Consider the following 12,831-nt stretch of genomic DNA (forward strand, 5'->3'; position numbering starts at 1 on the left):
CCGGACGCGGGATTCCAGCATCCGGACACCGGGGGCGGGGTACCTCACTCGTGCGCGATCGCCGCCAGCACGTTCATCCGCGACGCCCGCAGCGCGGGCAGCAGCGCCGCGACGATGCCCACGACCGCCGAGCCGACCACCACCGCGACGACCGTGCCCCAGGGGATCGCCAGCGCCGTCATGCCCTGGAGGGCCAGCACCTGCTGCACGCACACCCCCCACACCAGCCCGAGCGCCAGCCCGAGGAGCGCGCCGAACACGGCGATCACCACCGACTCCAGGCGGATCATCCGGCGCAGCTGCCGCCGGGCCAGCCCGATCGCCCGCAGCAGCCCGATCTCCCGGGTGCGCTCCACCACCGACAGGGCGAGGGTGTTGACCACGCCGAGCACCGCGATGACGATCGCCAGGCCCAGCAGCGCGTACACCAGGTACAGCAGGACCGCGATCTGGTCGCGCACCAGCTGCTTGTAGTCGGCCAGGTCGCGCACCTGCACCTGCGGATAGGGGTCGAGCGTCTCCTCCAGCGCGGCCCGCAGGTCGTCGTCGGCGGTCCCGTCGGCGGCGTTGACGTACACCGCCGCCTCCTGCCCGCCCGGCCCGTACCGCTCCAGCGTGGCCAGGCCGAAGTACATCCCGCCCTGGGTGCCGAAGCCGTCCGAGGTCTCCTGGTCGGTCAGCGCGCCCACGGTCAGCTCGGCCGTCCGGCCGCCCTGGAACTCCACCGGCAGCGCCGTCCCGACGCGGACGCCGTGGTCGCGGGCGAAGTCCCGGTCCATCGCCATCCGCCCGTCGGCGAGCGCCGCCGCGGTGTCGCCCTCGGCGTACGGGATGTTCGCGACGTCGTCCAGCCGGGGGTCGTACGCCGCCGCCGTCGTCTCCACCCGGTCGCCGTCCGGCAGCCGCACCCCGACCGGGGTGAACTGGGCGCGGACGACCAGGCCGACGCCCTCGGTGGACCGCACCGCGTCGGTGATCTCCGCCGGGAAGGGCACGAAGTTGGCGTTCTGCACCACGAAGTCGGCGCCCAGCGTCCTGTCGATCTGCTGGTCGAACGACTTCGTCATGGACGCGCTCGCCACCGACATCCCGCCGACCAGCGAGAGACCCACCATCAGCGCGGCGGCCGTCGCCCCGGTACGGCGCGGATTGCGCAGGGCGTTGCGCTGGCTCATCCGGCCGACGGAGCCGAACAGCGCCGGGAACGCCCCGCCGAGCACCCGGATCACCGGCCGCACCAGCAGCGGCCCGGCGATCACCGTGGCGATCAGGGTGAGGACCACCCCGAGGCCCAGCAGCGACGCCGCCGCACTCGTGTCCGAGGACGCCGCGCACCCCGCGAGCGCCGCCGCGCCCGCCGCGCCGATCACCGCGCCCACCATGGCGCGCACCCGCAGCGGGCGGCCCACCCCGGCGATCTCGGCGTCCGACAGCGCCGCCATCGGCGAGACGCCCGCCGCGCGCCGGGCCGGGAGGTAGGCGGCGACGAAGGTGACGCCCACCCCGACCGCGTAGGCCGCGACCGGGGTGCCCCAGCCGATGACCATCTCGGTGGCGTCGATGTTCATGCCGAGCAGGCCCATCAGCTCCATCAGCCCGGCGGCGAGGCCGATGCCGGTGGCCAGGCCCAGGGTGGAGCCGAACAGGCCGAGCAGCAGCGCCTCGGTGAGCACGGAGCGGCGCACCTGCCGCCGGTCGGCGCCGAGCGCCCGCAGCAGGCCCAGCTCACGGGTGCGCTGGGCGATCAGCATGGAGAAGGTGTTGACGATCAGGAACACGCCCACGAGCACGGCGATCCCGGCGAAGCCCAGCATCACGTACTTGATGACGTCGAGGAATCCGCCCAGTTGCTCGGCGTCGGACTCGGCCTGCTCGTCGGCGGTGCGCAGGTCGTAGCGGTCGCCGCCGAGCGCCTCGGCCACCCGCTGCTTGAGCTGCGGGTCGCTGACGCCCTCGGCGGCGTCGACGGAGATCGAGGTGGCCGCCTCCGGGTCGCCCAGCAGCCTGGTCCGGGCGGTCGGCTGGTCGAAGAAGACCAGCGCGGCGCCGGGGTTGGTGGTCTTGAAGGTGACGATGCCGACGACCTCGACCTTGAAGGAGCCGGGCCGCGCGATCACGGTCAGCGGGTCGCCGATGTCGATGTGCCTGCGGTCCGCGGTCTCCGAGTCCAGCAGCACCTGACCGTCGCCGCTCGGGGCGCGGCCGGAGCTCAGCTCCACGGGGCTGCGCTCGGTCGGGTTCCAGTCCAGGCCCAGGGTGGGGGCGCCGGTGGTCGGGCCGACGGACTCGTTGTCCGCGTCGGCCACGGTGATGCCCGCGACGTCCACCTCGGGCCGCGCGTCCGCCACGCCGTCGACCGCGGCGATCCGGTCGGCGACCGAGGCGGGGAGGGTGGGGGTGACGCCGGAGGGGATGGCCTCGTCGAGGTCCTGCTTCGGGCTGACGGTGACGTCGGCGGCGGTCGAGGCGAACAGCCGGTCGAAGGTACGGCTGACGGTGTCCGAGAAGATCAGGCTGCCCGCGACGAACGCCACGGACAGGATCACGGCCAGCGCGGACAGCAGCAGCCGCCCCTTGTGCGCCAGGAAGCTCCGGAAGGTCGCCTTCAGCACGGCGTCAGACCTCCTCGGCGGTACCGGCACCGGCACCGGCACCGGAATCGGTACCGCCGCCGGTACCGGAACCGGGAACGGGGCCGGAATCGGGGCCGGAGGTGAGGGGGCCGCCCTCCGCCTGACCGCGGATCACGTCGAACTGCTTCATCCGCTCCAGCACCGCCTCCGCCGTCGGGTGCTCCATCTCGTCCACGATCCGGCCGTCCGCGAGGAACAGCACCAGGTCGGAGTGGGCGGCGGCGCCCGGGTCGTGGGTGACCATGACGACGGTCTGCCCGAGGTCGTCGACGGCCTCTCGGAGGAAGCTGAGCACCTCGAGACCGGCCCGCGAGTCGAGGTTGCCGGTCGGCTCGTCGGCGAAGATCAGCTCGGGCCGGGAGGCCAGCGCGCGGGCGCACGCCACCCGCTGCTGCTGGCCGCCGGAGAGCTGGGCGGGCCGGTGCTTGAGGCGGTCCCGCAGCCCGAGGGTGTCGATGACCTGGTCCAGCCACTTCGGGTCGGGCTTCTGCCCGGCGATATCCATGGGCAGGGTGATGTTCTCCAGCGCGTTCAGCGTCGGTATCAGGTTGAACGACTGGAACATGAACCCGATCCGGTCCCGGCGCAGCCGGGTCAGCTCGCGCTCCTTCAGCCCGGTGATCTCGGTGTCACCGAGCCAGACCTGCCCGGCGGACACCGTGTCGAGGCCCGCCAGACAGTGCATCAGCGTGGACTTCCCGGAACCCGACGGGCCCATGACGGCGGTGAACCGACCGCGTGCGATGTCGACGTCCACCGAGTCCAGGGCCAGCACGGTCGTCTCGCCGGAGCCGTACGCCTTGGTCAGACCGCGGGCGCGGGCCGCGTTGCCGTCGGCCGGAGCCTGACCGGGGACGTGCCCCGCTACAGGAGTGGACAAGGCTGCCTCCTAGGTCGTTCCCGACACGCGGACGTCCCAGATCCCCGGATCCCCCGTCGCGGCCGAGGGTAGTGATACGCGGCCCACACGGTATCCCTCGCGGGCGGGGGGCGTCTTCCCCCACCCCCGGTACCTCGGAGGCGGGTGTACGGAGCACCCTTCGACGCGGGCCGGAACGCCTACGGGTTCCCCGCGACCGGCCGCCACGCCGTCCCCAGCACACAGAACGACGACGGCAGCCGCGGCCCCTTCTCCGGCATCGACAGCCGTCGGTACGGCCCCGGTTCGAACCCGGCGTCGCGCAGCGCGGCGACCGGGTCGCGGTGCAGGTGGCAGCCGCCGTTCAGCGGTGGCCACACCGTGCGGTCCAGGGCCCGCTGGGCGAGGTCCATCATCCGGCCGCCGCCCCGCCCGTGCTCGAAGAACCGCACCTGCCCGCCCGGCCGCAGCACCCGCCGCGCCTCCCCCAGGGCGCGCGGCACGTCCCGGACGCTGCACAGCACCAGCGACAGCACCACCGCGTCGAACGCCTCGCTCTTCACCGGCAGCGCCTCCGCCGCCCCCGGCACCACGTCGACCGGCACCCCGGCCCGCAGGGCGGCCTCCACGGCCAGGTGCCGCAGCAGCCGCTCCGGCTCGATGGCGACGACCTCGGAGACGGCGGCCGGGTAGTGCGCGAAGTTCAGCCCGTTGCCCGCGCCGATCTCCAGGACCCGCCCGGAGAGCCCCGCGAGCAGCCGGTCCCGCACCCCGGCCATGCCCATCCGGCTCTCGGCACGGAGGCTGACCCGCGCGTAGCGGCGGGCGAACAGCGGATGGTGCACGGCATCCCGCGCCGCCTTCCGGGCACCGACGGTCCGCAGTGGCATGGCGACCTCCTCGCCGACGAGCATGGTCCCGGGCCCCGTTCCGCGACGGCCGGGCCCTACGGCGATTCTCCCCCTCGGCGCCGCCACGCACCCCCGCCGTCGGCGCCCGGGGCCGTTGGTCGGCGGCCCGGACCTACCGCGGCTGTCCGCCGAGCGGCTCCCGGACACCCTCCGCCGTCGGCGGCGCCTCCCGTGCCCGGAACGCCTCCGCGTCCCAGGTGCCGTCCAGGCGTGGCGCCAGCCAGGCCGGGGCGGTGGTCCGGAAGTCGGCCGGGGGCAGCGCCGCGGCCCCGGCGGGCAGGGCGCCCAGCAGCGGCGCCCCCGCCACCTCCGGCAGGTCGGCGAGGTTGCACCGGCTGGCGAGGTCGGGCAGCGCGGGCCAGCTGCCGATCACCACGCCGGTCAACCCGAGGCCGCGCCGCTCCAGTTCACGGGCCGTCAGCTCGGTGCCGTTGAGGGTGCCGAGCCCGGCCGGGGCGACCACCAGGACCGGCGCCCCCAGCAGCGCCGCCGCGTCGGCCAGCGTGCCGCCCGCCGCGTCGAACCGGACGAGCAGTCCGCCCGCCCCCTCCACCAGCACCAGGTCGTGGTCGGTGGCCAGCTTGGCGGCCGCCTCGGCCACGTCGCCCGGCGCCACCGGCCGCATCCCGGCCCGCCGGGCCGCCGTCGCCGGGGCCAACGGCTCCGGGTACCGGGCGAGTTCGGCGGCCGTCACGGTGCCCGCGAGCCGCGCCACCTCCGCCGCGTCCCCGCGCTCGTCGGGCCGTACGCCCGTCTGCGCGGCCTTCAGGACGGCCACCGAGCGACCGGCGGCCAGCGCGGCGGCGGCGACGGCGGCGGTCGTGACCGTCTTGCCGATCTCGGTGCCCGTACCCGTGATGATCAGGACCGGCATGTCTCATCCCTCCCGTGCCGCGGCGCACACCGCGCGCCCGATCCGTGCCACGTCGGCGTCCCCGGTGACGTACGGCGGCATCGTGTAGACCAGGTCGCGGAACGGCCGCAGCCACACGCCCTCGCGCACCGCGGCCCGGGTCGCCGCCGCCATGTCGACCGGGCGGTCCAGCTGGACGACGCCGATCGCGCCGAGGACGCGGACGTCCCGCACCCCCGGCAGCTCCGCCGCCGGGGCGAGGCCCTCCCGCAGCCCGGTCTCGATCCGCTTGACCTCCGCGCGCCAGTCCTGGCCGACGAGCAGCCCGATCGAGGCACAGGCGACGGCCGCGGCGAGCGGGTTGGCCATGAACGTCGGTCCGTGCGCCAGCACCGGCACCTCGCCCCGGGAGATCCCGTCGGCCACCCGCGGCGTGCACAGCGTCGCCGCCATCGTCAGATAGCCGCCGGTCAGCGCCTTGCCGACGCACATCACGTCCGGCGTCACGGCGGCGTGCTCCGCGGCGAACAGCGCGCCGGTGCGGCCGAAGCCGGTGGCGATCTCGTCGAAGACCAGCAGCACGTCGTGCGCGTCGCACGCCTCGCGCAGCACCCGCAGATAGGCGGGGGAGTGGAACCGCATCCCGCCCGCGCCCTGCACCACCGGCTCCACGATCACCGCGGCCAGCTCGTCGGCGTGCCGCCCGATCAGCGTCCGCAACTCCTCGGCGTACGCCTCCTCGTACCGGGCCGGAGGCGCGTCGGCGAACACCTGGCGCGGGAGGACCCCGCTCCACAGCTGGTGCATCCCGCCCTCGGGGTCGCACACCGACATCGGCTGCCAGGTGTCGCCGTGGTAGCCGCCGCGCCAGGTCAGCAGGCGCCGCTTGGCGGGGCGGCCGAGCGAGCGCCAGTACTGGAGGCACATCTTCACCGCGACCTCGACCGACACCGAGCCGGAGTCGGCGAGGAAGACGTGTTCGAGGCCCTCGGGCGACAGGTCGACCAGGAGCTTCGCGAGCCGTACCGCGGGCTCGTGGGTGAGCCCGCCGAACATCACGTGGCTCATCCGGCCCAGCTGGTCGTGGGCGGCCTCGTTGAGCACCGGGTGGTTGTAGCCGTGGATGGCCGACCACCACGAGGACATCCCGTCGACCAGCTCGCCCGAGCCGTCCGCGAGCCGCAGCCGCACCCCGCTCGCGGACTCCACGACCAGCGGGTCCGTACGGCCCGGCATCGGCCCGTACGGATGCCACACGTGCGCCCGGTCCAGGTCGAGCAGGTCGGGCACGCTCAGGTCAGGCATTCGGCGCGAGGTCCGTTCCGGCGCCACGGCGGCGTACGGCGACGAGGTCGGTACGGGCCTCGTTCACGTGCGGCGTGGAACCGCACACCCCGCCCCCCTCGTGGGAACCGCACGCGCCGCCCGCCGCCCGGTGCTCCGGCAGCGTCACCTCGTCCGCGCCCTCCACCTCGAACCCGGCGTCCGCGATCATCTCCAGGTCCGCCTTGCCCGCCTGGCCCTCGGTGGTCAGGTAGTCGCCGAGGAAGATCGAGTTGGCCAGGTGCAGGGCGAGCGGCTGCATCGTGCGCAGGTGGACCTCACGGCCGCCCGCGATGCGTACCTCGACGTCCGGGCAGACGAACCTGACCATGGCCAGAATCCGCAGGCAGCGCTGCGGGGTGAGGTGCCACTCCCCGGCCAGCGGGGTGCCCTCGACCGGGATCAGGAAGTTGACCGGAACCGAGTCGGGATCCAGCTCGCGCAGCGCGAAGACCACGTCGACGAGGTCCTCGTCGCCCTCGCCCATGCCCGCGATCAGCCCGGAGCAGGCGGACAGCCCGGCCGCGTGCGCCTTCTGCACGGTGTCGACCCGGTCGGCGTAGGTGTGGGTGGTGGTGATGTCGCCGTACGTCGCCTCGGAGGTGTTGAGGTTGTGGTTGTAGGCGTCCGCGCCCGCCTGCCGCAGCCGTTCGGCCTGCCCGTCGGAGAGCAGCCCGAGGCAGGCGCACACCTCGACGTCCTCGTGCTCGCCCTTGATGGCCCTGATGGTCTCGGAGACCCGGTCCACGTCCCGGTCGGTCGGACCGCGCCCGCTGGCCACCAGGCAGACCCGCTTGGCGCCCCCGGCGAGACCGGCCGCCGCCGCCTCGGTCGCCTGTTCCGGCTTGAGCCAGGTGTACTTGAGGATCCCGGCCTCGGAGCCCAGCCGCTGGGAGCAGTAGGAGCAGTCCTCCGGACACAGTCCGGACTTCAAGTTGACGAGGTAGTTGAGCTTCACCCGTCGCCCGAACCAGTGGCGGCGCACCTTCCCGGCCGCGGCCACCACATCGAGCAGGTCGTCGTCGGAGGTGGCGAGGACGGCGAGCGCCTCCTCGCGGCTCGGCGGCTCGCGCCGAAGCCCCTTGTCCACCAGCGTGTTCAGCAGGTCCATGGGAGCCGATCCTGTCGTAAGGTGCCCCTCCGGGCCAAGGAGGCTTCGTACAAGACCGGCACTTCGTCGTGTGGGTATGGCCACATTCTGAGCTGCGCGGTCTGTGGATAGGGTCTGTCGACTGCCTACAAAATCAGCGGAGGGCCGATGGGGGCGTTCGGGTGGATCGACGAGCAGGCCGAGGCACGTCGCCGGGCCGGGCTCGTGCGGGTGCTGCGGCCTCGCCCCGCCGACTCGACGCTGCTTGACCTGGCGAGCAACGACTACCTGGGCCTGGCCCGGCACCCGGAGGTCACCGAGGGCGCGGCGCGGGCCGCGCGGACCTGGGGCGGGGGCTCGACGGGCTCCCGCCTGGTCACCGGCACCACCGAGCTGCACGGCGAACTCGAACGCGAGCTGGCCGACTTCTGCGGTGTCGAGGCGGCGCTGGTCTTCTCCTCCGGCTACGCGGCCAACCTCGCCGCGGTCACCGCGCTCGCCCCGCACGGCTCGCTGATCGTCTCCGACGCGGGCAACCACGCCTCGCTCATCGACGGCTGCCGACTGGCCCGCGGCACCACCCAGGTGGTGGCGCACGCCGACCCGGACGCCGTGCGCAAGGCGCTGGGTACGCACGACGGGCCCGCCGTCGCCGTCTCGGACGCCGTCTTCTCGGTCGACGGGGACGCCGCGCCGCTGGCGGAGCTGGCCGCGGTCTGCCGGGAGCGCGGGGCGGGGCTGGTCGTGGACGACGCGCACGGGCTCGGGGTGCTGGGCCACGGCGGCCGGGGCACGCCGTACGCGGCGGGACTCGCGGGCGCGGACGACGTCGTCGTCACGGTCACGCTGTCCAAGTCGCTGGGCGGTCAGGGCGGTGCCGTCCTCGGTCCCGCGCGGGTGATCGGCCATCTGGTCAACGCGGCCCGCACGTTCATCTTCGACACCGGTCTCGCGCCCGCCGCTGCGGGCGCCGCACTGGCCTCGCTGCGGCTGCTGCGCCGCGAGCCGGAGCGGGCCGCGCGGGCCCGCGCGGTGGCGGGGGAGCTGTACGACCGGCTGACGGCCGCGGGCCTGACGGCGGTGCGTCCGGACGCCGCGGTCGTCTCGGTGCGGGCGCCGTCCCCGGAGGGCGCCGTGCGGTGGGCGGCCGAGTGCCGTGCCGCCGGGGTGGCGGTGGGGTGTTTCCGGCCCCCGTCCGTACCCGACGGGATCTCGCGGCTGCGGCTGACCGCCCGCGCGGACCTCTCCGGGGAACAGCTGGAACGCGCTGTACGGGTCATCGGCGAAACGCGACCGTGAGTCGGCGTGGCACGGCCGTGCGTCGCGCGCGGTCGGTCAGTGGAAGGCTGCCGTGAACCCCGCCCAGCTCTCGGGGGAGAAGAGCAGCGCGGGTCCGTCCGGGGTCTTGGAGTCGCGTACGGCGAGCAGTCCGGCGCCCGGTCCGCTGACCGGCCGGGCCGTCTCGACGCAGTTGTTCGCCCCGGTGCTGTAGCTGCTGCGCAGCCACCGCGTGCCTGGCGGTTCGCTTGTCGTGGAAACGTTCTGAGGCAGTGCGGTCATGGTGCCTCCTTATGTGCCGTCGCCTATTCCGGCGATGTAGTCCAACGAGTCCTCGGGTGAAAGGGCGTGGAACTGAAGGGCATGGAATGCCTCGGTGTATGTCTCCAGGTCTTCTTTCCGGTCGAGGTAGAGGCTACTCGTCAAGTGGTCGAGAACAACCACGTCCAGATCAGAAGTGCTCGAAAATGAGAAGATAACGAAAGGCCCGGTGACCCCGACATGCGCCCCAGCGGCGAACGGCAGCACCTGGAGCCGCACCTGGGGCAGCCGCGCCGCCTCCCTCAGCCGCACCAACTGCCGGGCCATCACCCCGGGGCCGCCCACTTCGCGCCGCAGCACCGCCTCGTCCAGGACCGCGCTCAGCTCCAGCGGGCGCCGCGCCCGCAGCACCTCCTGCCGGGCCAGCCGCACCTCCACCAGCGCGTCCAGCTCGTCCTGCGGGCGCCCGCCCGCCGCCGCCCGGGTCACCGCGCGGGCGTACTCCCGGGTCTGCAGCAGGCCCGGCACCACGGAGTTCTCCAGGGTGCGCACCGAGGTCGCCTGTGACTCCAGGCTGATGAAGTCCCGGTAGGTGGGCGGCAGTACCCCGCGGTAGGCGTGCCACCAGTGGTGCCGTCCACCGCCCGTGTCGGGACCGGCCAGCATCAGCAGCAGTTCCCGCAGTTCGGGCTCGGTCACGCCGTAGGCGTCCAGCAGTAACCGGACGTCGGCCGGTTTCACCCCGCTGGCGCCGGTCTCGATCCGGCTCACCTTCGACTGGTGCCAACCCACCAGTCTGGCAGCGTCACCGCTGGTTATGCCCAGGCGGGCGCGGAGCGCGCGCAGTTCGGCACCCAGTTTCCGGCGGCGCACCGCGGGACCGTTCGGCATGGACAACCCTTCATTTCCCGGCCACTCGGCCGCTCCCCACCGAGACTCCAGACAGTTCGACCAAATACGGTCTGCCGTCGCAGAGTTCACCGTTTCGAGCGACAGATATATGCAGATCTTGGTGGATCGCCACCGGAAACAGCGCGCTAGTGGCAGTCTGGCGACGAAGCACCAGTCCGGGACCGTACTCGAACCATCCGTTGAGTGTCGGACCGCGGTCCCATGGGAAAGGGACGACATCGCCATGGCAGACCATCTGGAAGCATCCGTCACGCTGCCGAGCGAACCCGCCTCGGTCTCCGCGGCCCGGGCCTTCGCACTCGGCACGCTGGGGGAGTGGGGTCTGCCGTCGGCGTCGGAGCTGGCCGAGACGGTCCGGCTCATCGTCTCCGAACTCACCACCAACGCCGTACAGCACACCTTCGGTCAGTCACCCACCTTCACGGTGGACCTGCGGCTGTGCCGTGACGAACAGCTGAGCATCGGGGTCACCGACAGTCACCCGCGGTTCCCCAGACGGCTGCCGGCCGCCGTGCAGCAGGACAACGGCCGCGGCATGGTGATCATCCGCTGGCTGACCACGGAGTGCGGCGGCCGACTGAGAGTCCGGCCCACCGGCGAGGGCGGCAAGACCGTCCTGATCGAGCTGCCGTGGCCGGAAGCCGTACCGGCGGCACCCCTCACCGCCGTACGGCGCCGGGAGCCCTGAGGCCCGGCAGGGCGGGACGACGCGGTGGCGGTGCGTCAGGGCACCGCCACCGCGCCACCCGGGTCAGGAGACCCGGCCGTACCAGACGCTCCTCGTCCAGATCTTCTGGAGCCGCACCACGTCCCCGGTCTTCGGGGAGTGCCAGATCCTGCCCTTGCCGGCGTAGATGCCGACGTGGTAAATGCTGGAGCCGGAGTGGAAGAACACCAGGTCACCGGCCTTGCGGTGGGAGGCCGACACATGGCGCGTCTTGTTGTACTGCTGGGCGGCCGTCCGCGGCAGCTTCTTGCCCGCCTTCTTGTACGAGTACAGGGTGAGCCCCGAGCAGTCGAACCTGCGGGGACCGGTGGCGCCGTACCGGTAGGGGGAGCCCTTCTTCGAGGCCGCGACCTGGAGGGCCTTCCTGGCGGGCGTGGCGGCCTCGGCGTCCGGGGCGAGGCCCGGCACCACGAGGGAGCCGCCCACCGCGGCGAGGGTGAGGGCCGAGGCCGTACCGGCCCGGGCCATGAGTGACGGGACGCGATTGTGCGTGGTCATGCGCAACCCTTCGTCAGCCGCCTGTGAAGGATGACCTGTCGGATTCGGGCTGGCGAAGTTGCCCGGCCGCGCGAACGCGGCTTCACCCCAAGGGCCGCCCGGAACGTCTGCTCCGGCGGACCGTCGTGCTCGGGTCCTCCACTCCTGCCGATCCACTTCCCTGTCGACCGGTCGTCCGTGCGGCGGCAGGACTCGGCGTCCGCCCGGACCGCCCCGCCGCGGCGGCGGGGTCTTGTCGTCAGACAGGGATCTTCACCCATGCATGTCCGAAAATCCCAACTGAACCGGGCATTTGTGTCGTTCCTCACCGCTCGTCCGTTCGGGTGGACAGGCCCCCTTTCGAGCAGTTGGGGAGGTGGGAGAGGAGGCCCGGACCAGCGGCGAAACGTCGTGTTCACCCTTCGGAGCACGTGTGTCGCGCAACCCTGGCGGTCTCGCGAAACGTCTGGGTCGTACTCCGACGGGGGGTCCACCGTTCAGATCGTTTCACTTTCCGACCGGGTGCCGTCGGGTCAACTGGCAGAGCGCGCGGGCAGCGTGACGCGCGCCGTGCGCCGCTCACCGTCCAGGACGCGCAGCGCCCGCTCCAGTGTGGCCGCGTGCAGTTCGGTCTCGCCCCGCTGGTGCATCAGCGCCAGCGCGTCACGCAGTTCGACCGCCCGGCTCACCAGCGCCTGGGCGGCGCGCAGACCCCGGTAGGTGTCACCGGGGCGCGCCGGGTTGATCCGGCCGAGCAGGTCCACCACGTCCAGGTAACGGTCGATCAACTCGCCCTCCGCCCGGGTCAGGGCGGGCAGCGGCGGCAGTTCGGGGGACGGCATCGACGGCTCACCGCACCCCGGGGTCGGACGCCGTGCCCCGGCGCTCGTCGAGGACCCGGTCCACCAGGCCGTACTCCACGGCCGCCCGCGCGTCGAGCACCTTCCCCCGCTCGAAGTCCCGGGCCACCTGCTCCGGCGCGCGCCCCGTGTGCCGTACGAGGATCTCCTCGGCCAGTTCGCGGACGCGGGTCAACTCCGCCGCCCGGACGGCTAAGTCGGACGTCCGGCCGTGCACCGGTTCGGTGAGCGTGGGCTGCCGCAGCACCACGCGGGCGCCGGGCAGCGCGAACCGCTTGCCCGGGGCGCCCGCGGCGAGCAGCAGCGCGGCCGGCGCACCGGCCTGCCCCGTGCAGTAGGTCCGCACGTCGCAGCTGACGTGGCGCATCGTGTCGTACACGGCCGTCATGGCGCTGTGGGAGCCGCCGGGCGAGTTGACGTACAGCGCGATGTCCTGGTCGGGCGAGCCGTGTTCCAGGTGCGTGAACTGCGCGATCACGTCGACCGCGGCGGCGTCGTCGAGCGGCGTGCCCAGGATGACGATCCTGCCCTCCAGCAGTTTCCCGTACGGGTCCAGCGTGCGGCCGCCGAGGCTGGTGGGCTCGGTGAACCCGGGCAGGACGGGGCGGGCGGACGGTCGGGTCATGGCGGACCCCTCCTCGCGGCAG

13 protein-coding genes and 1 riboswitch are annotated in these 12,831 nt (G+C 73.3%); of the genes, 2 read left to right on the forward strand and 11 right to left on the reverse strand.

Annotated features, from left to right (window positions below; translation table 11 throughout):
- Positions 1-44: 44 nt before the first annotated feature.
- The 6 genes from ABZ659_RS09190 to bioB form a co-directional block, all read right to left on the reverse strand.
- Entirely contained in the window at positions 45-2,612 is a 2,568-nt protein-coding gene (locus tag ABZ659_RS09190) for an ABC transporter permease (RefSeq protein ID WP_360215340.1), read from the reverse strand.
- Between the two features lie 4 nt (positions 2,613-2,616).
- Entirely contained in the window at positions 2,617-3,513 is an 897-nt protein-coding gene (locus tag ABZ659_RS09195; RefSeq protein WP_360215343.1) for an ABC transporter ATP-binding protein, read from the reverse strand.
- Positions 3,514-3,692: 179 nt separating this feature from the next.
- Positions 3,693-4,382, reverse strand: coding sequence for a class I SAM-dependent methyltransferase (locus ABZ659_RS09200; RefSeq protein WP_360215346.1), 690 nt, complete (start codon positions 4,380-4,382; stop codon positions 3,693-3,695).
- A gap of 133 nt (positions 4,383-4,515) precedes the next feature.
- Complete coding sequence (bioD, locus tag ABZ659_RS09205; protein WP_360215349.1) at positions 4,516-5,277, reverse strand: dethiobiotin synthase; 762 nt, start codon at positions 5,275-5,277, stop codon at positions 4,516-4,518.
- A gap of 3 nt (positions 5,278-5,280) precedes the next feature.
- Positions 5,281-6,561 (reverse strand): adenosylmethionine--8-amino-7-oxononanoate transaminase, encoded by a 1,281-nt coding sequence (locus ABZ659_RS09210; protein ID WP_360215352.1) that lies wholly within the window; start codon positions 6,559-6,561, stop codon positions 5,281-5,283.
- Positions 6,554-7,690, reverse strand: a complete 1,137-nt coding sequence (gene bioB, locus ABZ659_RS09215; protein WP_360215355.1) for a biotin synthase BioB — start codon at positions 7,688-7,690, stop codon at positions 6,554-6,556. The genes ABZ659_RS09210 and bioB overlap by 8 nt, the downstream gene beginning before the upstream one ends.
- Positions 7,691-7,837: 147 nt before the next feature.
- Between bioB and ABZ659_RS09220 the strand changes: the two genes are divergently transcribed.
- Complete coding sequence (locus tag ABZ659_RS09220; RefSeq protein WP_360215358.1) at positions 7,838-8,968, forward strand: 8-amino-7-oxononanoate synthase; 1,131 nt, start codon at positions 7,838-7,840, stop codon at positions 8,966-8,968.
- Positions 8,969-9,004: 36 nt separating this feature from the next.
- Here the strand turns inward: ABZ659_RS09220 and ABZ659_RS09225 are convergent, their stop codons facing one another.
- Together ABZ659_RS09225 and ABZ659_RS09230 are read right to left on the reverse strand one after the other, a co-directional pair.
- Positions 9,005-9,229 (reverse strand): DUF397 domain-containing protein, encoded by a 225-nt coding sequence (locus ABZ659_RS09225; RefSeq protein WP_360215361.1) that lies wholly within the window; start codon positions 9,227-9,229, stop codon positions 9,005-9,007.
- A 9-nt stretch (positions 9,230-9,238) separates the two neighbouring features.
- Positions 9,239-10,099, reverse strand: a complete 861-nt coding sequence (locus tag ABZ659_RS09230; protein ID WP_360215364.1) for a helix-turn-helix transcriptional regulator — start codon at positions 10,097-10,099, stop codon at positions 9,239-9,241.
- Between the two features lie 244 nt (positions 10,100-10,343).
- Here ABZ659_RS09230 and ABZ659_RS09235 point away from each other — a divergent pair, with 244 nt between their 5' ends.
- The gene (locus tag ABZ659_RS09235; RefSeq protein WP_360215367.1) at positions 10,344-10,808 is read left to right on the forward strand and encodes an ATP-binding protein; all 465 of its coding nucleotides are present in this window, start codon (positions 10,344-10,346) and stop codon (positions 10,806-10,808) included.
- A 63-nt stretch (positions 10,809-10,871) separates the two neighbouring features.
- Here ABZ659_RS09235 and ABZ659_RS09240 read toward each other — a convergent pair whose 3' ends face one another.
- The 3 genes from ABZ659_RS09240 to ABZ659_RS09250 all read right to left on the reverse strand — a co-directional run bounded on the left by ABZ659_RS09240 (position 10,872) and on the right by ABZ659_RS09250 (position 12,809).
- Positions 10,872-11,345 (reverse strand): C40 family peptidase, encoded by a 474-nt coding sequence (locus ABZ659_RS09240; protein WP_360215370.1) that lies wholly within the window; start codon positions 11,343-11,345, stop codon positions 10,872-10,874.
- A gap of 3 nt (positions 11,346-11,348) precedes the next feature.
- A riboswitch (cyclic di-AMP (ydaO/yuaA leader) is annotated at positions 11,349-11,553 on the reverse strand.
- Between the two features lie 304 nt (positions 11,554-11,857).
- On the reverse strand, positions 11,858-12,166 hold the full coding sequence (locus ABZ659_RS09245) for a hypothetical protein (RefSeq protein WP_360215373.1): 309 nt from the start codon (positions 12,164-12,166) through the stop codon (positions 11,858-11,860).
- Between the two features lie 7 nt (positions 12,167-12,173).
- Positions 12,174-12,809 (reverse strand): ATP-dependent Clp protease proteolytic subunit, encoded by a 636-nt coding sequence (locus ABZ659_RS09250; protein ID WP_360215376.1) that lies wholly within the window; start codon positions 12,807-12,809, stop codon positions 12,174-12,176.
- Positions 12,810-12,831: the final 22 nt, after the last annotated feature.

It is taken from the genome of Streptomyces sp. NPDC006997 (assembly GCF_040635175.1).
GTDB lineage: Bacteria > Actinomycetota > Actinomycetes > Streptomycetales > Streptomycetaceae > Streptomyces.

Bases quoted from the DNA above. Each gene is read 5' to 3' on its own strand.
- ABZ659_RS09200 (WP_360215346.1), bottom strand. From the start codon at position 4,382: ATGCCACTGCGGACCGTCGGTGCCCGGAAGGCGGCGCGGGATGCCGTG.
- bioD (WP_360215349.1), bottom strand. From the start codon at position 5,277: ATGCCGGTCCTGATCATCACGGGTACGGGCACCGAGATCGGCAAGACG.
- ABZ659_RS09210 (WP_360215352.1), bottom strand. From the start codon at position 6,561: ATGCCTGACCTGAGCGTGCCCGACCTGCTCGACCTGGACCGGGCGCAC.
- bioB (WP_360215355.1), bottom strand. From the start codon at position 7,690: ATGGACCTGCTGAACACGCTGGTGGACAAGGGGCTTCGGCGCGAGCCG.
- ABZ659_RS09220 (WP_360215358.1), top strand. From the start codon at position 7,838: ATGGGGGCGTTCGGGTGGATCGACGAGCAGGCCGAGGCACGTCGCCGG.
- ABZ659_RS09225 (WP_360215361.1), bottom strand. From the start codon at position 9,229: ATGACCGCACTGCCTCAGAACGTTTCCACGACAAGCGAACCGCCAGGC.
- ABZ659_RS09230 (WP_360215364.1), bottom strand. From the start codon at position 10,099: ATGCCGAACGGTCCCGCGGTGCGCCGCCGGAAACTGGGTGCCGAACTG.
- ABZ659_RS09235 (WP_360215367.1), top strand. From the start codon at position 10,344: ATGGCAGACCATCTGGAAGCATCCGTCACGCTGCCGAGCGAACCCGCC.
- ABZ659_RS09240 (WP_360215370.1), bottom strand. From the start codon at position 11,345: ATGACCACGCACAATCGCGTCCCGTCACTCATGGCCCGGGCCGGTACG.
- ABZ659_RS09245 (WP_360215373.1), bottom strand. From the start codon at position 12,166: ATGCCGTCCCCCGAACTGCCGCCGCTGCCCGCCCTGACCCGGGCGGAG.
- ABZ659_RS09250 (WP_360215376.1), bottom strand. From the start codon at position 12,809: ATGACCCGACCGTCCGCCCGCCCCGTCCTGCCCGGGTTCACCGAGCCC.